Annotated in this window: 23 protein-coding genes and 2 pseudogenes; 8 read left to right on the forward strand and 17 right to left on the reverse strand. The window is 37.3% G+C overall.

Annotated features, from left to right (window positions below; genetic code table 11):
* A pseudogene (locus RT269_RS16675) lies at positions 1-645 on the forward strand (hypothetical protein); the annotation flags it as partial.
* Here the strand turns inward: RT269_RS16675 and RT269_RS16680 are convergent.
* Positions 608-1,003 (reverse strand): hypothetical protein, encoded by a 396-nt coding sequence (locus tag RT269_RS16680; RefSeq protein WP_313184228.1) that lies wholly within the window; start codon positions 1,001-1,003, stop codon positions 608-610. The pseudogene RT269_RS16675 and the gene RT269_RS16680 sit on opposite strands and share 38 nt — an antisense overlap.
* Before the next feature lie 620 nt (positions 1,004-1,623).
* Between RT269_RS16680 and RT269_RS16685 the strand changes: the two genes are divergently transcribed.
* Positions 1,624-1,761, forward strand: a complete 138-nt coding sequence (locus RT269_RS16685) for a hypothetical protein (RefSeq protein ID WP_313184229.1) — start codon at positions 1,624-1,626, stop codon at positions 1,759-1,761.
* Between the two features lie 250 nt (positions 1,762-2,011).
* Positions 2,012-2,266 (forward strand): hypothetical protein, encoded by a 255-nt coding sequence (locus RT269_RS16690; protein ID WP_313184231.1) that lies wholly within the window; start codon positions 2,012-2,014, stop codon positions 2,264-2,266.
* 118 nt (positions 2,267-2,384) lie between these two features.
* Here RT269_RS16690 and RT269_RS16695 read toward each other — a convergent pair whose 3' ends face one another.
* Entirely contained in the window at positions 2,385-2,918 is a 534-nt protein-coding gene (locus RT269_RS16695) for a GNAT family N-acetyltransferase (RefSeq protein ID WP_313184232.1), read from the reverse strand.
* Positions 2,919-3,359: 441 nt separating this feature from the next.
* Here RT269_RS16695 and RT269_RS16700 point away from each other — a divergent pair, with 441 nt between their 5' ends.
* Positions 3,360-3,752: a hypothetical protein gene (locus RT269_RS16700; RefSeq protein ID WP_313184234.1), complete on the forward strand. Its 393-nt coding sequence runs from the start codon at positions 3,360-3,362 to the stop codon at positions 3,750-3,752.
* A 277-nt stretch (positions 3,753-4,029) separates the two neighbouring features.
* Here the strand turns inward: RT269_RS16700 and RT269_RS16705 are convergent, their stop codons facing one another.
* Entirely contained in the window at positions 4,030-4,791 is a 762-nt protein-coding gene (locus tag RT269_RS16705; RefSeq protein ID WP_313184236.1) for an MBL fold metallo-hydrolase, read from the reverse strand.
* Between the two features lie 629 nt (positions 4,792-5,420).
* Between RT269_RS16705 and RT269_RS16710 the strand changes: the two genes are divergently transcribed.
* Complete coding sequence (locus RT269_RS16710; protein WP_313184238.1) at positions 5,421-5,711, forward strand: hypothetical protein; 291 nt, start codon at positions 5,421-5,423, stop codon at positions 5,709-5,711.
* A gap of 290 nt (positions 5,712-6,001) precedes the next feature.
* Here the strand turns inward: RT269_RS16710 and RT269_RS16715 are convergent, their stop codons facing one another.
* The 4 genes from RT269_RS16715 to RT269_RS16730 all read right to left on the reverse strand — a co-directional run bounded on the left by RT269_RS16715 (position 6,002) and on the right by RT269_RS16730 (position 8,078).
* Positions 6,002-6,358 carry a RidA family protein gene (locus tag RT269_RS16715; RefSeq protein WP_313184239.1) on the reverse strand — a complete coding sequence of 119 codons (357 nt, stop codon included), beginning with the start codon at positions 6,356-6,358 and terminating at the stop codon, positions 6,002-6,004.
* Between the two features lie 383 nt (positions 6,359-6,741).
* The gene (locus RT269_RS16720; protein ID WP_313184241.1) at positions 6,742-7,320 is read right to left on the reverse strand and encodes a type 1 glutamine amidotransferase family protein; all 579 of its coding nucleotides are present in this window, start codon (positions 7,318-7,320) and stop codon (positions 6,742-6,744) included.
* Positions 7,321-7,440: 120 nt separating this feature from the next.
* Positions 7,441-7,602 carry a hypothetical protein gene (locus RT269_RS16725; protein ID WP_313184243.1) on the reverse strand — a complete coding sequence of 54 codons (162 nt, stop codon included), beginning with the start codon at positions 7,600-7,602 and terminating at the stop codon, positions 7,441-7,443.
* Positions 7,603-7,922: 320 nt separating this feature from the next.
* On the reverse strand, positions 7,923-8,078 hold the full coding sequence (locus RT269_RS16730) for a hypothetical protein (RefSeq protein ID WP_313184244.1): 156 nt from the start codon (positions 8,076-8,078) through the stop codon (positions 7,923-7,925).
* Between the two features lie 163 nt (positions 8,079-8,241).
* Between RT269_RS16730 and RT269_RS16735 the strand changes: the two genes are divergently transcribed.
* The gene (locus tag RT269_RS16735) at positions 8,242-8,733 is read left to right on the forward strand and encodes a DUF4489 domain-containing protein (protein ID WP_313184246.1); all 492 of its coding nucleotides are present in this window, start codon (positions 8,242-8,244) and stop codon (positions 8,731-8,733) included.
* An 83-nt stretch (positions 8,734-8,816) separates the two neighbouring features.
* On the opposite strand, the gene RT269_RS30425 is transcribed toward RT269_RS16735, so the two are convergent.
* From RT269_RS30425 to RT269_RS16785, 10 genes are all read right to left on the reverse strand, one after another.
* Positions 8,817-9,119, reverse strand: a complete 303-nt coding sequence (locus RT269_RS30425) for a cytidine deaminase (protein ID WP_313184248.1) — start codon at positions 9,117-9,119, stop codon at positions 8,817-8,819.
* Complete coding sequence (locus RT269_RS16745; RefSeq protein ID WP_313184250.1) at positions 9,116-9,337, reverse strand: hypothetical protein; 222 nt, start codon at positions 9,335-9,337, stop codon at positions 9,116-9,118. Before RT269_RS16745 ends, RT269_RS30425 begins: the two co-directional genes overlap by 4 nt.
* 83 nt (positions 9,338-9,420) lie before the next feature.
* Complete coding sequence (locus RT269_RS16750) at positions 9,421-11,088, reverse strand: DUF2207 domain-containing protein (protein ID WP_313184252.1); 1,668 nt, start codon at positions 11,086-11,088, stop codon at positions 9,421-9,423.
* A gap of 581 nt (positions 11,089-11,669) precedes the next feature.
* Positions 11,670-12,029, reverse strand: coding sequence for a GNAT family N-acetyltransferase (locus RT269_RS16755; RefSeq protein ID WP_313184254.1), 360 nt, complete (start codon positions 12,027-12,029; stop codon positions 11,670-11,672).
* A 518-nt stretch (positions 12,030-12,547) separates the two neighbouring features.
* Entirely contained in the window at positions 12,548-13,021 is a 474-nt protein-coding gene (locus RT269_RS16760; protein WP_313184256.1) for a peptide-methionine (S)-S-oxide reductase, read from the reverse strand.
* Positions 13,022-13,073: 52 nt separating this feature from the next.
* Positions 13,074-13,631, reverse strand: a complete 558-nt coding sequence (locus RT269_RS16765) for a GNAT family acetyltransferase (RefSeq protein ID WP_313184258.1) — start codon at positions 13,629-13,631, stop codon at positions 13,074-13,076.
* A gap of 348 nt (positions 13,632-13,979) precedes the next feature.
* Positions 13,980-14,561, reverse strand: a complete 582-nt coding sequence (locus RT269_RS16770) for a DJ-1/PfpI family protein (protein WP_313184314.1) — start codon at positions 14,559-14,561, stop codon at positions 13,980-13,982.
* Positions 14,562-15,142: 581 nt separating this feature from the next.
* Positions 15,143-15,358, reverse strand: coding sequence for a hypothetical protein (locus RT269_RS16775; RefSeq protein ID WP_313184260.1), 216 nt, complete (start codon positions 15,356-15,358; stop codon positions 15,143-15,145).
* Positions 15,359-15,876: 518 nt separating this feature from the next.
* Positions 15,877-16,404 (reverse strand): serine O-acetyltransferase, encoded by a 528-nt coding sequence (locus RT269_RS16780; RefSeq protein ID WP_313184262.1) that lies wholly within the window; start codon positions 16,402-16,404, stop codon positions 15,877-15,879.
* A 597-nt stretch (positions 16,405-17,001) separates the two neighbouring features.
* A complete protein-coding gene (locus tag RT269_RS16785) occupies positions 17,002-17,235 on the reverse strand; it encodes a hypothetical protein (RefSeq protein WP_313184264.1) in 234 nt (77 codons plus the stop codon).
* 133 nt (positions 17,236-17,368) lie between these two features.
* Here RT269_RS16785 and RT269_RS16790 point away from each other — a divergent pair, with 133 nt between their 5' ends.
* Positions 17,369-17,524: a hypothetical protein gene (locus tag RT269_RS16790; RefSeq protein WP_313184266.1), complete on the forward strand. Its 156-nt coding sequence runs from the start codon at positions 17,369-17,371 to the stop codon at positions 17,522-17,524.
* Positions 17,525-17,760: 236 nt separating this feature from the next.
* Positions 17,761-18,250: pseudogene (locus RT269_RS16795) on the forward strand (collagen-like protein); the annotation flags it as partial.

Raw genomic sequence — 18,250 nt, forward strand, 5'->3', positions numbered from 1 at the left:
CCTACCGGACCTATCGGCCTTACCGGCGATACTGGACCTACTGGACCTATCGGCCCTACCGGTGACACTGGACCTACCGGACCTATCGGCCTTACCGGCGATACTGGGCCTACCGGACCAATCGGAGCTACCGGCGATACTGGGCCTACCGGACCAATCGGAGCTACCGGCGATACTGGACCAATCGGGCCTACCGGTGACACTGGACCTACCGGACCTTCTGGTACCGCTGGGTTATCAGAATATGCTTATATCTACAATCTGGATGCTCAAGTTGTTGCTTTAGAGGCAGATATACTATTTAGTACCAATGGAATTATCGTTGGTACCATCACACATGCACCAGGAACATCCACCATCCAAATTGGTAGCGCTGGTGACTACGCCATTTGGTTTTATGCTGCGGGTGAACAGCCCAACCAATTTACTGTTTTTCAAAATGGAGCTCCAGTTGCCGGTTCAGTATATGGATCAGGAGCTGGTACCCAGGCAAATCCAGGGATGGTAATTATTACTGCCGCCGCATCTGATATCTTAACTATACGAAATCACACAAGTTCTGCTGCGGTTACGCTACAAACTTTGGCCGGAGGAACACAAGTGAATGCTAATGCTTCTGTATTGATTCAAAGGTTAAGCGCTTAGGATCATACGATTCATCAGACAGGGGACCAACCAAAGCAGCTGAACGAACCATCGTCCAACTGCTTTGGTTAAATTGCATGCCCAATATCAGCCAGTCAATATATGTCATAGTTTTCCTATGCTGCATTAAGTATCTAAAAAATGATATCATTTCTTCTTTATCAGCCATAGAAATACCCTTGATAATTTCTGACTGTTGCAAATACTCTACAATGCAGAACACGATTGCCAAGGACATTTTAACATCATTTGATTTCATGATATGCTCTCTTGTTGTCATTAAAGTTCCTTCATCTAATCTCAGTTCATCAAGTTTCCAAAGCTGAAAGACTATTTCTTGAAGTTCACCAGATAACATCTTCAGCTTTTCCCATGTCGGTTTATTATTTTTCCTTACTTGCTTGTCAGAAAACTTTTTATTCTCTTCTGCTAAGAAGTATTGTAAATCAAGTACCTCCGCATATTCTTCTTCCGAAAGAGATTGTGACTATACCAATAAATCGAAAAATCCAGCATGTGGTTTGTAGATAGAAATAGCTCTCTTAACCTCCGCCTTTTTCATTAAGCCTCCTTCTGAAACTATTAATCATACTACTCTATCCACTCAAACGGTTCGATACAGACAAGACAAAAATTCTGTCCATGCTCAATTTCATCTTCCCCTCACTCAGGACATTCATATCTAAAAATCCCTTGCGCCATATCAATTTTAACTCTGCTATTCCGACTTACTGTAGTTCATTACAAAAAAACTACATTTTATCAAACTAACCATTCTTTTATTTATGTATCAGGTATTATTGCCTTAAAAAAAACAGGATTGTATTTTTCATACTTGCTTTCTCTAAGTAAAAACCTTTGCTCAGCCGGCAGGCGCCCCCGATCTTGCCAGCTACTATATTTTTACGGCATATAACTCTGGAAAATCATTTTGGGAGAACAAGACGAATAATGCAAGCATGGCAGGAGGTATATACAATGACTATTATTGTTGTTTCACGTGTGATTGTAACGTTTTTTGATTTAATAATGGCTTTTCGATGCTGGAGAAATAAAAATATTGATGGAGTAGTACTCTATTGTACCTTGGCGATTATTTTAACAATGGCATTTTAAATAGAAAGAGAAATACTAATTCATTTAGAATCATAATTATATTTTCTCATTTACACCCATTGACCGTATATCATAAATCAAACTAGATATTCTTTCCTCTGAATATCTAACAAAGACACATCATCTACATATAAATCCATCATGCTAATACCTCCTAAAATTTCAGATTAACTTTTTAAAAAGTTTATACTTTTATTATCCTCATTTTATATTGCTTTGATATCATACTTGTAATATTGGAGGTTTACAAATGAAAACCAAATTAACTAATTCAATAGTTAAGGGTCACGCAGGCTACGGTACTGGTCCTGGCATTATTGAGCACTTTGAATATGAGTGCCCATGTGGAAAAGGCAAAATCTTAGAAGAACACAATTTCATTCCTGATTTTGAAGAACATGTTGTTAATATTCATTGTAGCGATTGTTGCGATAAATATGAACTTAACACCGACCTTGGTATCCGCAGTTGGAATATAAGTAAAAAAGGTTACATTTTAGGTTAATTTCTTATTCCTTGGCCGAAGCTAAAGCTTCGGTCACTCTCAGTTTTATGGAATAATTTAAATACAAAAAAACTACCAGCTTAATGCTGATAGTTAATAACTATATAACAAATTTATTTTAAATCATGCTTTTGTTAAAAAAATAAAAATTGTACTTCTGCTCCAAAGTATCGTTAATGTCTTTGTACATTTTAGTTTCTTTTAATTCATACCCAGCTTTCTCTATAGCTTTACATGATGCTACATTTTCCGTTCTTATTGTTGCAATTAATTTGCTTACATCATACTTGTTTAGAAAACACTTCGTGAACAACATTATCGCTTCTGTTACATAACCATAGTTTCTATGATTCTTATCTATGAAATAAGTAATTCCAATTTTATGAATGTTTTGATAAGCACTACAGTCGCCAGAACCAACTACTTGATTGTTCTTTTTATTTACGATGGAGTATGCTAAATAATCACAATACGGATCGTTCCTACTGTACATACTAATTGCTTCTTTGACCCTGCCATTCATCCATCTTGAACATTCACTACAATCACCAAAAATATCTATTAACGAGCCATCGGAAGCCATATTTATAAATGCCGAAGCATCCTCTAATTTTAAATCTCTGATAATTATTCTTTCAGATTCCAAATTCATATCTTCAGCTCCCTTTTGCTTTAATAAAATAATATTATACTAAAAGCTACCAGCTATATATTAAATTCCCAATATACAATCATATATTAAATATTAATTCCTCCTCTCAGCATAAATTTGATACTTGCATCGATCTGACTTTTTTGTCCCACCACGTACATCCTTAAAAATGTTGAGCAGACAATAAAACTATGATATGATATTACTTGCAGAGGGGGAGACACCCATAATAAAAAACGAACTGCACGGGGAGACACCCATAACAAAAAACATATAAAGAGGTGATATTATATCAAACAAATTAATGTAGTAGATTATAGCAATATTTCTTTGGAACCAACGTATCTGAAACGCGCCCGGCAACTGGTTAAAAATCAACGGGCAGAATGGGTCTCTGAAGATACTATTCGCATGAAACTACAGTATGTGGAGGGAAATTTAATGATTACAGAAAGTATCGCACAAAGTGTAAATTCTTCAACAAATGTTGACTCTGATGGCACCCTGAACATTCAAACTCCTGACGACAATACTATCCTAGAACTTGCAAAACGCAGACTGGCAATAAAGAAAAATCTATTATCCCAAGCCTTGGATTATATGCTTATCCTATTGTGTTTTGCATCATTCGCCGTAATTTGGGATCATGGCACAAAAGTGCTCATTTGTGTCATCTTTTCTCTATTCTGGGGAATACGCCTACTGTACCGAATCTTTAAATTTGCCAAACCGTCCTTTAAGGATGGTATTGCTGAATACATAAAAAAGAGAAATGATTACCGATTAGAATCGGAATTTAACAGGTTAAAAAAAGAATATATGAGCAACCACTAAAACGTTTTGCCATTTTTCGAATTAAATGCATACTTGATGATTGAATACCGGTGGATTTTTCACCGGTATTTTCAATTAGAGATTTCTAATTACTGTCAATATTAAGTTTTCCATGTGCAGCAATGCGGTAAAGATCAGTTTACATGAATAAATTATTGCATAAAATAACTACTAACTTAAGTATTGATAGCTAGTAATTTCTTAGTATATTCATTTTATTGGCTTCACATTATGCTCATCATGCGTCACTTACATGTACAATAAATCAAAATATATATCACAGCCTAACAGCCCAATCGCCGTAATCAAAGGTACCGCCACCATGATGAAGGTTACCATCGGCTTTCAACTGGAGGAAAGCGTCTCGCATACGGCTCAGAATCTCCGGTTGTACATCCAGACTGTGATGAGCCGGAAATACTTTTTTTACGGGCAGTGCCGCTATCTTTTCAAGCGATGCGAGATATGCCTGCGGATCGGTGGAAGGGTAGTACGCAAACAGCGTATCTTTGTAGACAAGGTCACCGGTAAATAAATACCCACGTTGTGCCTCCCAAAAACACAGATGCCCTGGGGAATGTCCCGGCGTATGTAGTACAGTAATCTTGCGCCCACCCAGATCGATGATATCACCGTCTTTTAGTATCCTTGTAGGCATTCCCTGAAAGAACTTGTAAGTGTTGACATCATACCCCTCTGGTAAGTCACACCGATCTATGACCATATTACGAATAGTATCCATTGTCAGCGGGAATTTGCCGTTCAGCCAGTTTAGTTCCGCCTCATGCGCGTAGAAATCCGGGTAGTATTCATGCCCACCGATATGATCCCAATGGATATGCGTCGCCACGGCAGTTACCGGTTTATCTGTAAGCTTTTTCACTTCTTCGGAAATGTTACTTATGCCAAGCCCGGTATCAATAAGCAGACATCGTTCTTCCCCTACAAGCAGGTAGCAGTGCGTTTCTTCCCAATGGCGGTATTCGCTGATAATGTAAGTATCCGTATCAATTTTATCGAATGAAAACCAGTTTTCCATCTTAGTTCCTCCTTTTCGCAGTTAATAAAAAGAGTTTATATAAATAATCTTTCTAAATAGAATATCACCAAACTTATTAACTATCAATATTAAGCTTTCAAAGTTCAGTGATACTTGATACGTAAAAACAAACAAAATCACAAAAATATGAGGGTACATATAATAATCTTTATCCATGCTATACTTTAATTTATATATCATCCTTTTCACAAACTTTTCACAGATTCATCAAACTTTTGTCATATTTTTCCATTATATTAACATCGTAAGTAGCCTAATCGCCTTTTACAAAGCTACTTCATACTTAGCCGACAAGACCTCTCACTCTTGTCGGCCTAAAAAATAAATGATTTTTCAGATTTATTTCAGTAAAGCATGATATTCTATTTAAGAACAGGTATCACATGTTCATACTCGGCCGATAAAATCTTACCCAGGTTTTGTCGGCCACTCTCAATTTATGCATGTACTCAGGAAAATCTTAGTTTAATGGTTTGTACCGGGTTGCATTTCTCCTTTGGTGCCGCGTGGCAGTTTTTTCTATTATTTTGACATATTTTATTACATTTCTCATATAATTTATTTGTAGGCTCACGCCAGAACTGAGTTTAGACGAAAGGAGACGTTCCATGATAAAGACTAATCATTTTTCCGACTTATCTCTTCCTGATCAGGGTATTCTGATCGATCACATCATTTTTAACTATAAGATGATTCCAAGCATTAACTATCAACAGACTGCTTATGGTTTGAAAGCGCGTTTCAACCGCTTAACAGGGGCTGATATAGGGCACCAAATTACTTCACAATGCTTCATGGAAGCCATGGTCAAAGCAGGTTACAAAGCGGTTCCAGATAAAAAAGACGTTATACCTAATTGGTATTTTAATGTTGGTAGGGTTCAATTTATAACCCATTGACTCATCTCATTTTGCACTCCATAACTTTTGGAGTGCTTTTTACGAAAAAGCAATGACATCTTTCACCTCTCCAATAGTTGTATCTCACTTTTCCAATCGCATAAGAGGGCGTCCGGAATCATACATAATATCTTTAACTTCATACCTTTTTTCTCATGAAAAGTAAAACTCGGTTTAACGCAATAAAAAAACTACCAGCTTAATACTGATAGTTAGTAGTTTTCTTTACTTATGCCATTTTATAAGCTTCGCTTTATGCTCAGATAACCCAGCAATACACTAGCAATTATCTAATTCTCCCTGAAAGCTATCGCATCAACTTGAAAGGCAATTCCATCTCTAATAAATTTTGTTTCATATGCTTTTCTTGCTGGATATTTTCTTTGGAATCTTTCTTTGATAATTTCTCCTAAAAACGATAAATCATTGATATCCCTAAACAAACAATCCATTTGCACAACAGATTCCAATGTCAATCCTATTGTTTTAAGTCTATCACTTAAAATATCAAATGCACCGTTTATTTGATTTTCGATTGATTGTCCCTCATTCTTCATACAATAGCTGATATAAACATAATCCCCAGCCTCTACAATTGCAGAATGTGCCCACATCTCATCAATTTCTGTTCTGACAATTTCTTTCATACCAAATCTTCCTCCATATATTTTCTCGTAACAAATTCAAATCAAACTTTTCATTGTATTTAAATTATCTTCATGAACAGAATACCATCAAATTTACTAACTATCAATATTAAGTCTCCAATGTACAAATACATTAAATACTAATTACATGGCAAAATAAAAAATCTACTAAAATAGTTAGTAGTCCATGATTTCCATATTGAGTTGAAATTTATCTGTTGCATATATAAAGGTTCAATATTTTATTCTGTGTAATGTCTGTTGCCTTTTCATATGTAGAAAGCAATCCCTTTTCGTCGCCGGATGATTACTTTTCTGCGCTATACTTCCAGTTCAAATTGCATAATGTAAAAATCAATGTCAGACATAAACTTTCCCCTTATTTAACCGAATTGCCCATTTTTAAAATTATCAAACCATTGACTCATTTCCTCGTCACTGTCAACTTTAAGAATTTTGAAGATTTCATAAGCAAATTCCACAGCTGCAGTTTCATTTGCAGTAATAAAACCGCCATCCACCACCACTTGAGCAGAAACATATAAGCTTTCTCCTTTGTATCCCTTAGCACGCTTAAAGAGATCTAAAGAATCTCCTGTATGCTTAACACAATCGAGGAAACCGTGCTTACACAAGAAATAGGTAGCACCACATATTGCTGCTATAGAAATATTCTTTTCTATAAGTATTTTAACGAATTCTTTTATTTCATCATAATCGTTTTCTTCCCAAGAAAGACCTCCTGGTAAAATTACCATGGCAAGGTTTTCATATGTATGGAAATTTTCTATACTATAATCAATACAGGCCCTGATACCTCCCATTGATGTTTTGGGCAAGTCATCAATGGCAATAGTTTTTACCATATAATCAGAAAAAGAATTTGCTACGGCAATAACATAACTTGCTTCCCAATCACACCATTGTTGAGTTAATAAGACAAGAATTTCATTTTTGATCATGCTTATATTTTACCCCCTATAATTTAAAAACAAATCTAAGTACTTGCTTCAGCACTATTTTATCTTATAAACTACTAACAATCAATATTAAGTATCCAATGTACACTAAAACGTTAAATATCAGTTTAACGTTTCTAACACCTCAAAGTTTTTTGTTGGCTTCTCGTCTTTAAGAAGAACAACATAGCTGTTTTTTCTCTTTGCCTTTGCAATACGAACATTCCTCTTCCCATCTTTTACAAACTGCTCTGCGTTTGTTTTTGCCAAGCTGTAAAATCTCACTGTATCACGCTCCCTAAAAAATTCTAATTCACAGGCCGGGCCTATATCCCGGCCTATTCTAATTCGTAATACAACCTTAATATCCTACCTACTATCATTTCCTAATAACCTATTATATACTTAAGTAAAAAAACGGAGGTTTCATATGATTACATTTTATACACTATTTTTATATCTACTTGGAATGTTTAAGTATGTTGTATATGTCATGGTTTTCCTATGTTGCATTAAATATCTAAAAGAATAATATCTTTCTCCCTCCAGCCCCGGTCCTGCCAGTCAGGCCGGAAGGTTATGTAATGCCGGACTCGCCGGGCAAATTAACTCATTGCCTTATAAATAAACGGGAAGAAAAGAAATCCCATGATATCATCAACTACCCTTGGCTGGATTTGACCATATACGAGTAATTCTAAGCCCTGCCAGATCAGTCCAAGGATAACAAAACACCAGCACGCCTTTAATAGTTTTTCCATGCTCTCGCCTTCCTGCAATACTCTATTAAATACTAAATTTAATAGGCATTCAATACTACTCACATATTTAAAGTTATCATAATATAATATAGTACAATATTGGGAAATCACTTTAAATATTATCAATTAATGTATCCAATCCCTGAATAGCAGAGGTCTTCATATGAGCCAGATAAGTAAATGCGATTACGACGTAAGTTTTTGCGAGAAAAAACGAGCAAAACCAAACCGAACTGAGTTAAAATGCGGAAGCCCCGGTTTTGTTGCGTTTCCTAATTTAACCGCTGCGGGCACAACTGTAGCACTTGCAACATTGTCGATAGATGCTTCTGAATTTAAGCATCCCAACATCCAACTTTCATTTACAGCAAATGTAGGTACAGATGTAATAGACGGCTTTAGTTTTCAAATTTTTAGACAGTGTTTAGATCCGCCCACACCCATTCCGGTCAGTGATGTTTATAATTATACCAGAGCTGTTGCTACTACAGAAGCTGATTCCATTAATTTTACTGTATGCGACAATGATTTTTGTACAAATGGCTGTTGCAATTATTTTGTCGTAATTACTGTTATTGTTTCCACTGTTTCTATATCGTATGTAAGTAACGCCACACTCAGCGCCATTATAAGCGATGATGGCTATGACTGTTAAATTAAGAATTTACATCTCGCGTACAAGCCTGAGTAACCTTCCTTTTCGTTACTTAGGCTTTTTCTCTACTAATTAGCATAATCTCACTTTGAAAAATGTCCTAGTTCATTCGCAGAATATGCCGCGCCCCAAAATCTCAATCTTTCCTGACAAATCCCGCAAGGCGAAAGGACTTTAAATGGCGATTGTTCATCATCCCGCACAACGCATATACAATGCGTTACTCTCTCATTTAATTTATGTGCTTTACACATTGCACCAACTTCAATACACAACTGCGCACTCCCATTGGCAGTCTCTAATGCGACGCTCGTAAAATAATGATCTTCCTCTGTACGAAGAACTGCTGCCCCACCCCAGCCTACAGGGTAACGGTGCCGTATCAATTCAATTGCTTTTCATCAAAATCCTTTGTATATCGATATTCAATCATAATCTTTCCACCTATCAACTTCCAATTTATCTGGTTATTAAATAAATAATGCGAACGCCAGCCGAGCTTCCGATTATTTAAGGGCGCTTTATATAAAATTTGCTTTTGTAAAGTACTGTCATTACCCAGCTTCCTCGGTACTATGAGACTATCCGGCTGCCCGCCATTCATTTGATTTCCTCCCTTTTCTAGTTGGATAATCATACTTGTTTCCAAGAAACAGCAGCACTCCGCTTATAGTGAAAGCTGCCCCATTACCGGCTTCCGCCTCCGCCTCCTCCGGAGAAACCTCCTCCGCCGGCCGGGCTTGCGCCCCCACTGATCCCGCCCGTGTTATTGGTTGGCGTCGCTGCGCTCGAAATGTGATTCGTCATGATCATAAGGTGAACCATGCTGTAGGCGTTGCAGCCGTACATGCCTGCGAAGGTATCAAAATATGCAGGGTCAAGGGCTTTCATGCTTTCGAGGACATTCTCTCCGATGTCAAATAAGGTGGCGAACACAAGATAATCTCCCCAAAGTTCTCCCGGTACTGACCTGCCTTCACTTTGCCTGCGCATTTCTATCAGGTATTTCCGGAATCCCAGCAGCTTGACAGCCTGCTCAAAACCCGATACAGTAAACCGGACAGTCCCCTTTATGTTCGTTGCCGCCGCGCCTGAGCGGATTAATGCTTTTTCGCCTTCACTTTTTACTTCTTCCGCCCATGCAGTGAGTTTCTCATAAAGCACTCCCACCCGCTTTCCGATGTCAGAGGTCCAAAGAATGCCATCACGGTCAGTGTCGTCGGATAAGATTTCGTACAGCGACCGCTCCACCCCTGGGCCCGGTGTTTTATCCTGGCTAAACACGATGGCTTCTTCTTGAGACCTTTTTATAGTTCCCTCGTTTGCCCGTTCTTCTATGCGGATATACCCCGCCTCCTGCCAGCGGATAAGATACGCGCCCATAAGCTTTTCACAGGAAATGCCCTTGCGTAGCAGCAGCATAGCAGAATATACAGCAGGAATGCTGCTGCCAAAAGGAACCGACCAGTTCGTATCTATTTGCTTCTTACCAGGAAGCCGCACGGATGTGCCGTCTGCCAATTTATATCGTGAAGAAAAGAATGTGATTAAAAGGACTGACACAGCAATAGCCGCCCCAAAAACAGCAAGGACGATATATAAAGCCGTATCAGAGTTTTTATTTTCTGCAGATTCCTGCAACTTTTCAAAAGACATGTTGGCTACGGAAGCCAGTGGGAACAAGCTTCTGTCAAAGCGACAGAGCACATTTACATAGTCTCTGCCTTCCAAAGCTTCAGAAGAAAAAGTATTAAGACTGCCGTCGCTCCCGATCTCAACTTCTCCCGTAAAGCCATACGCCCAGATGCGGGCGTTGTTTGTCGTCAGAGGTGTATCCGCCATCCGGATTTTAATATAAGCTGATTCCGGAGCGCTTGAAAGCTCCGATATAAACTGATGATAGAATCCTGCATAGTCGCCATAATCTTTTACCAATCCCTCTACGGTATATTGGATGGTATATTGATGGTTACCATAGCTGCCAATGCCCCAGCAGAGTTCATATCCATTGGAGGTTTTCAGGATGCTGCAGGTACCGGACTTTTCCTCTCTGGAGAGCTTTGTATTCCAGTCGTCCAGGGTTTTGTATTGCGCTCCGGACTCGTCCCATACAGTAAGAGAATGGACGCTCATCCCATCCATGTTATTCAGAGCCTTGTAATATTCTGTACCGCCGGATACGCCGCGAACATCCCAGATCTCCGTTATGACCGCAGAGCCATCACTCTGAAGAATGACATCCAGATTAATGGACGGTATAGCATCCTCTTCCGCAAATACCGGAACTGCTCCCAAGATGAACAGTACTGTGAACATTACGAAAAAAGTGATCAATTTTTTTTGTTTTGATTTCATTAGCCTTCTCCTGTCTTGTATATATCAATAAGTTGTTGAAATTCCCATTATATAAATAATGCGAACATCATTCGAGATTCCGATTATACTCATATCGGGTAGTTGAATGCATTTTGCGCCTTTGAAAATGAAGGCGTACATTAGGCATCTATATTAAAACAAGCTGCGGGTGTAATAATTCCATTGAATAATAATGGAAATTTTGTACATCCTTGAATTACAGCTTGTATATTAAATTCTGATTTCATTTTTTCTAAAACTTGTATAAATGATTTCAATTTATCATATTTATTATACCCAATTCCAACTCTTTTGCGATTTTTTGTTTATATATTCTTTCTCTACATACGCATGAAGGCTGAAAAAGCTCCCGGGCTACATCCGAGCAAAAATACAATTCTCCACTTTTCAAAGACATAATCGTCAGATATTCACCTTATAGAATAACAGGATTTTTTTCAAGTGTAAGTTTTTCTTTTTTCATTTTGCCCTCCAACTTCTGAAACATTGAAAAGCAATAGCCGCTAAGGTACAAACTCCTATCTTACGAATATCATTATGCTCATTAGTGTAAGTTGTAATTACAGCTTCTTTTCCATTTCTACATAAAGACCATTGCGAAATGTTTCAAAAAATCCGGAATGTCGGTACAATGTAATTGCAGATTCAAGTGTAATGCGTGTGCTCAAATGCAGCATATGGTCTCCGCACTGTTTTGTATGTTGCTCAACAATATCAAGCAATGATTTAGATATTCCGAGTCCACGATATTCATGCTTTATAAACATACGTTTTATTTCACCAACATCAGTAGATCTTTTACGATAAGCAACACATCCGATCGGCAAGTCGTCAACGTAGGCTACCCAAACATTTTTTATATTTTCATTTTTGCTATAACTGGTATAATAAACGCAATCATCTGCCAGAAAGTCTATCATAAAGTTATCTTGTTCTGAAAAAGGTTAATAACTTCATCGGAAATAACATCTAAGAGTGCTATCTTCATAATTACAACCTCCTGCGCAAGATATGATTAATCTGACGGTCACATTTTTATAAATAATCTTCATGAGTAGAATATCATCATATTTACTAACTATCAAGATTGAGTTTTCAATGTACACTAATATATATCAAATCAATATATCTTTGTTTTTTGTATACAATGGAAGGGGCATTTTGGGAAATGCCTTGTATCCAAAATCATTTTTGATTGCAGTTAGCACCCATGAAGAGAATCCGGACGCATTACTCATTACAGTCTTTTAAAATCCAATAACAATTCTCCATTCCCATCATAAAATGATAAGCAAAAGAACAAGAGATTTCTAATCAGTTTTGTGAATTAGTTAATTTTATTTTGAGCACAAAAAAACTACCAGCTCAATACTGATAGTTAGTAGTCTTCTTTATCTATTTGATTTTTCCGGCTTCGTATTATGCTCATAACAGTGAGTTATGAATATTTGTGTAATAAATTTTCAGGAATATGACAGTAGTCATTAGGGTACCTATCTAATCTATCTTGATGTTCTTCCGCACTTTTAACGTAATTCATAAGTGGAAGAACTTCAACTACAATTTTGTCCTTATCTGCTCTTTCTGCTATATAATTCTTAGCATCTTCCAAATGTCGGGGCACTTTACTGTATACGCCTGTGCGGTATTTTTTTCCCACATCATTCCCTTGTTTATTCACACTGTAAGGATCTATAATCTCAAAAAAATAATCCATTAGTTGAGAAACAGTTACAATTTCAGGGTCAAATTCTGTTTTTACGCATTCAGCATAACCATCATACTCGCCTTCGAGAGTATTTGAATAACCATTTGCTCGTCCTGCTTGAGTATTTATAACACCTTTTAGTGTTTTGATAAAGGCTTGTACACCCCATAGACAGCCACCTGCAAAATATATTGTTTCAACCATAGTATTCACCTGCTTTCTTTCGTCAGATATAAATAACCTTCAAGAGTAAATTTCAAACTTCTTTTGCAGTGTCATATCCCAGAGCATAGTAGTTGTTATTATTGAATGGGAAGCTTTTGATCACATCAAGCCCAAGCTTTCTGGTATGGGCTTCGTATGATCGGGAGTTGACATGATTGATAAAAGTGATCAGAATTGGATACCGTTTGTTCATCTGCGCTCTGGAAAAATTAAATATCTTTTTTAAGACCTCGGTTCCTCTGTAATCTTTATCAATGCAGATTGGCCCATACTGATAGGAATTTTGCACGGAAAGCGTCAGCCCCATATATTGCATTTTGGGCAGGTCCGAAATCATATACGCAAAAAGCGGCCATTTCGACCAGTAAGACCAGGAGGCCGCCATGACATATGCGGCAACGCGGTCGCCATCGCAGGCGAGTGCGATGCCGTTTTCCTCAGTAATGAGTTCCTCGAAGTTGCTCTCAGTAAATAATGTAGTCACAAATCCATCCAGTTTATCCGTTTCGCTGATGGTTGTGACATGATATTTGTTTTGCAGCTCTGAAATTGCAGAAATATCCGTAAGCGTAGCATTTCTATAAATCATATTGACCTCCATAGTTATTGGTTTACACAAGAATACATACATTTCAACCTGCCAGACAAATTGGAATTTTGCTAATGAACTTGGTTGAAACGGATGATGGCCTGCTGTACTTCCAGCAGATGCTCCTTAAATACAAATATCACCAAACAACAAAACAAAACGGATGCCTCACAGGGGCAAGCATGACCGTCAACTCGTCGCAATACTGAATGTCTGCTTTATCATTTTTGCTTTGCATTTAATCACCTTCCCATATTCCATTTTCACTGGTCTATCTTTGTGTTATTTAAACAATGGAAAACTCAAACCAGTTTCCAATTATGCTCATAATGCGTATTTGAATCTATTTTATATGCTATGGATATCTATGTCATATTCCATCCTTTTCGCTGTAGCAGCGGCAATTTCTTCGCCTGCAAGTTTTTTAAGAAGATAAAAAGACATATTGATTCCGGCTGAAATACCACCGGATGTAATGATACCATTTTCATCTACAAACTTAACCTCTCGTTGAACCTTAATTTTACTATATTCCCTTTCCAATCTGTCTATATCCATCCAGTGTGTAGTTGCTTGTTTCCCATCTAATAGTCCAGCCTCAGCCAATAAAAATGCGCCGGTGCATACAGATGCGATTACATAACAATCATGTACCCTGTCCCTAATCCAATTTACAAGTGTTTCATTATGTATTTCAATTTCTTCTGCTCCATATCCGCCGGGTATTATTAAGACATCAAAATGTGGACTGCTGTAAAAATCGTAATCAGGTTGAATTTTCAGTCCATTACGAGCTTTTATTAAATCTTTCGTTTGAGCAACTGTATTTACCGTAAACAGCTTTTGATTGTATTCTGTATCCATAGCAATTGAAAAGACTTCAAATGGCCCGGCAAAATCCAGTACCTCAACCTCGTTAAAAAGAAGTATGCTACTCTAAAATATAGATATTAGTCACTTCTATTCAATTTGCCGGGATTCGCATTATACTCAAGATAGACTTTGTTTTTATCCCACTTCAACCCATGTTCCATACCTTAAAATAAGCCTGTTTAGTTGTTCGATTATCCAGCTTAACAAAATGAAAATTGCGAGTGAAACTAAAAATGTATTCCCTAAGAGTCTTATATGAACAGATGTTGCTACACCATAGGCGAAGAACAAGCCGCTAAAATATATGAAGATGTATAGAAGCCGCCATGGAAAACTCAATTTGATTCTTAAACCACAGTGATCACATGGTAAACTACGAAAAAATGGTTGAGGCATTCTTAACGAGTAGCCTACAATATATTTGTGTTCGCATGATGTTATTATATTATTATTCAATTAATTCTCACCTTTCTTATTATATAAAGTAATCTTCAATAATAGAATACCACCCAACTTCCCAACTATCAATATTAAGTTTTCAAAGTACCGTAATCCGTCAAAAACTAATTTTCCTGAATCAAATCTTCTAAAGTCAATTTACACTGCCGGTATGCTTCCATGCTTTTTGAAAATCCATATTAATATACGGGGTCACTCAATCCGGTAATGATTTTTAGCTGAGTATCAATACGCTTTTCCAGTTCCCTTAAAACATTATGAATATCAAGAATGGTCGGATGATTATCAACCAGATCCATCATTATGCTGGCTTTATTCGAAGCTTCCGTTGTACCGTTCTGTATGGCTGCGGCTGCTATTTGCTGTTTAAAAGCATCTGCATCAATTAATCTCATAAATTTCCTTTCTCCCGGTATTCCGGGAAACACTAATTTTAAAAGCCTCTCCAACAATCCTTGTTCTGCTTGTCTTCGTTATAACAATTATCCAGTGTTGGCCTTATGAGGGGTATTCTGCAGTTTCTGTATTTGCAGCCTCCATACCTTGTATTATTCTTACAAAATTCGTTAAAGCAAGGCTGTGGCATTCTGCCTTTTATTCACTTTAACCTCCTGGAAATTCTAAATTAACAGCTTGTTCACACTTTATATGTAAAATACATATATTAATATTGGACAGATTGTCAAACATAGGAGGGGAATTTTGCACTCCTTTCATCGCAAGAACACCTCTTATTACTTCTTCCTCCTAGTTACTGATATGAAGTTCTGTGATACTACCCTATCATGATTGTATGTGTACCCCAGTGGCGGAAATCATAGGTTTTCGCCCCTTTAATATCAGTTCTTTTGCAAAAAAACTACTAACTCAGTATTTAATAGTTAGTAGTTCAATTACAATTTATTATAATTGCTTAATCACAATAATCCGACTCATACTTTGCAATCAAAGCATTACATGCAGCAACAATCTTTTCCGGCTCAATCATATTTTTGTAGAAAACCAAATCGTAGTCAGGGTCTTTTGGTTTATATTGATTCACGCCGTATGCAACACTATTTTCTGGTATATTTTTTGTAATAACCGCACCAGCACCAATAACAGTGCCGTCACCTATAATTACTGGGCCTAAAATTTTAGCACCATCGGAAACGACAACATTTTTTCCAATAACTGGGTTTCCAACATTCTCCCATTCTTTTGTCTGCTTATTATATTTTAAGTTTGAGCCAATGGTGACATTTTGATAAATAACTACATTTTTACATATTTTTGCTGCAACAATAGTGCATCCCCTTGCATGATGTGCAAACAAAACACTTTCATCCATCTCTATCGCGCTAATTTGGCAACCATATAGCTGTTCCAATTGATCAGCCGCTTCTTGTCTCTCTTTTTCATCTGTTGAAAAACAATTTTTCTTTAACAATTCATCAAACATATATGTTTTTCCTCCATAATTTTTGAATTTCTAAATTAAGGATACACCAATCACTGCTAACTATCAATATTAAATTTTCAAAGACAATAGTTTATCTAAATATCAGTTTACGTGCTCTTTCTCATAGATCATCTAACATTCGCTTTTACCCCATGGCTTGTAATGCAGATACTTGCCTCTGCCTATAGATGGTATAAAAAAGTATCCTCGCTCAGGTATCGGTTTTCCGCACACGCAACATATTCTTTTTTCTAGTTTTATATTTTTCATCTGAATTACTCTTGGATAGTTCATATACCCTCCTTTCTCCAACAACACCTGAAAATTCTAATTTTGTTAACAATCTTAATGAATGGCCTACTATCTTTTTAAAATTTGTTATAATATAATTGTATTAAATAAAATTTCAGGAGGCCTCCCATGTTCAGTTATTTAACTTTTATTGTTCCAATACTTGAAATATTTAAGTATGTTGTATATGTCATGGTTTTCCTATGTTGCATTAAGTATCTAAAAGAATAATATCCTCTCTCCCTCCGGCCCTGGCACTGTCAGTAAGGCCGGAAGGTTATGTAATGCCGGACACACTACCCTATCTTAATTTTCTTTTTCTACAATGTTGATTTTTCTTCCAAGAAGCTTTTCCTTTTCAAAACTTTCAGCATTTCCCCACCAACATTCACAGTCCCATACAACATTTCCATTATCAAGTACTATTTTAGGGTTTGGAATGTTATGTAATATCGGGCAAGGTTCTCTCCCTACATATTCACCATAACCATATATATTTACCTCGTTTTTGTTTGCGTCTCTTATCACTATTACTCTCATATTTGCTCCCTTCTGCTTACTCCGTCAAAAACTAATTTACATGATTATTATATTTTAATATTAGATTTTCCTTTCAAATCTTGGTTGTCATTTTACATTTTTACACCATAATATTTATGGAGGTTCATTAATCATGAAAAGACTATTAATTTTAATTTTGGCTTTTATAGGAGCTATCTTTACCGGTGTTTATGAATACCGAGAATATTATGAGGACTCACATGAAGTTAGTAATATAACAAAAACAATAGAAGATCCTTTACCAAGTCTTCCAATATTTGAAGACTAAATTTAGTCCGGTTGAGAAAATTAAAATATTTTCTCAACCAACTACTTAAAAACGTACCAACAATAATATGGGCTTGGAATACGAACTTCTACTACTTATCCGCAAATCTCGTATAATGTACTAACCGGTATAAATTAACAGACATGTACAATCAGACATATTCTATGGGTATAAAGGATTAAATTCTTTATAACGTTTCCATATATAAGCAAATAATTATAGAAGGGAAATTCCATATGAATAACTATATAGAGTCTAATGATGATAATTGTTCTTGTCGTCGTCGTTGTATCATAACAGGGCCTACTGGGCCTAGGGGTTGTCAAGGACCCAAAGGGTGCCCAGGAGATACTGGACCAACAGGGCCTACTGGGCCTACCGGACCTATTGGCGCTGCTGGGCCCACTGGACCTACCGGACCTATTGGCGCTACTGGGCCCATTGGACTTACCGGCGCTACTGGGCCTACCGGACCTATTGGCGCTACTGGACCCATTGGACTTACCGGCGCTACAGGGCCTACCGGACCTATTGGACTTACCGGCGCTACAGGGCCTACTGGGCCTATTGGCGCTACTGGACCCATTGGACTTACCGGCGCTACAGGGCCTACCGGACCTATTGGCGCTACCGGGCCCATTGGACTTACCGGCGCTACAGGGCCTACTGGGCCTATTGGACTTACCGGCGCTACAGGGCCTACTGGGCCTATTGGCGCTACTGGAC

The organism is Lacrimispora sp., from assembly GCF_032078915.1.
Taxonomy (GTDB): Bacteria; Bacillota; Clostridia; order Lachnospirales; family Lachnospiraceae; genus Lacrimispora.

Coding starts and splice junctions, on each gene's coding strand:
- RT269_RS16700 (WP_313184234.1), top strand. CDS start 3,360: ATGATTACAGAAAGTATCGCACAAAGTGTAAATTCTTCAACAAATGTT.
- RT269_RS16760 (WP_313184256.1), bottom strand. CDS start 13,021: ATGGTTGAAACAATATATTTTGCAGGTGGCTGTCTATGGGGTGTACAA.
- RT269_RS16705 (WP_313184236.1), bottom strand. CDS start 4,791: ATGGAAAACTGGTTTTCATTCGATAAAATTGATACGGATACTTACATT.
- RT269_RS16730 (WP_313184244.1), bottom strand. CDS start 8,078: ATGGAAAAACTATTAAAGGCGTGCTGGTGTTTTGTTATCCTTGGACTG.
- RT269_RS16695 (WP_313184232.1), bottom strand. CDS start 2,918: ATGAATTTGGAATCTGAAAGAATAATTATCAGAGATTTAAAATTAGAG.
- RT269_RS16745 (WP_313184250.1), bottom strand. CDS start 9,337: ATGAATGGCGGGCAGCCGGATAGTCTCATAGTACCGAGGAAGCTGGGT.
- RT269_RS16780 (WP_313184262.1), bottom strand. CDS start 16,404: ATGTTTGATGAATTGTTAAAGAAAAATTGTTTTTCAACAGATGAAAAA.
- RT269_RS16685 (WP_313184229.1), top strand. CDS start 1,624: ATGACTATTATTGTTGTTTCACGTGTGATTGTAACGTTTTTTGATTTA.
- RT269_RS16765 (WP_313184258.1), bottom strand. CDS start 13,631: ATGATTTATAGAAATGCTACGCTTACGGATATTTCTGCAATTTCAGAG.
- RT269_RS16710 (WP_313184238.1), top strand. CDS start 5,421: ATGATAAAGACTAATCATTTTTCCGACTTATCTCTTCCTGATCAGGGT.
- RT269_RS16785 (WP_313184264.1), bottom strand. CDS start 17,235: ATGAGAGTAATAGTGATAAGAGACGCAAACAAAAACGAGGTAAATATA.
- RT269_RS16735 (WP_313184246.1), top strand. CDS start 8,242: ATGAGCCAGATAAGTAAATGCGATTACGACGTAAGTTTTTGCGAGAAA.
- RT269_RS16690 (WP_313184231.1), top strand. CDS start 2,012: ATGAAAACCAAATTAACTAATTCAATAGTTAAGGGTCACGCAGGCTAC.
- RT269_RS16750 (WP_313184252.1), bottom strand. CDS start 11,088: ATGAAATCAAAACAAAAAAAATTGATCACTTTTTTCGTAATGTTCACA.
- RT269_RS16715 (WP_313184239.1), bottom strand. CDS start 6,358: ATGAAAGAAATTGTCAGAACAGAAATTGATGAGATGTGGGCACATTCT.
- RT269_RS16720 (WP_313184241.1), bottom strand. CDS start 7,320: ATGATCAAAAATGAAATTCTTGTCTTATTAACTCAACAATGGTGTGAT.
- RT269_RS16775 (WP_313184260.1), bottom strand. CDS start 15,358: ATGAGATTAATTGATGCAGATGCTTTTAAACAGCAAATAGCAGCCGCA.
- RT269_RS16755 (WP_313184254.1), bottom strand. CDS start 12,029: ATGATAGACTTTCTGGCAGATGATTGCGTTTATTATACCAGTTATAGC.
- RT269_RS16790 (WP_313184266.1), top strand. CDS start 17,369: ATGAAAAGACTATTAATTTTAATTTTGGCTTTTATAGGAGCTATCTTT.
- RT269_RS16680 (WP_313184228.1), bottom strand. CDS start 1,003: ATGTTATCTGGTGAACTTCAAGAAATAGTCTTTCAGCTTTGGAAACTT.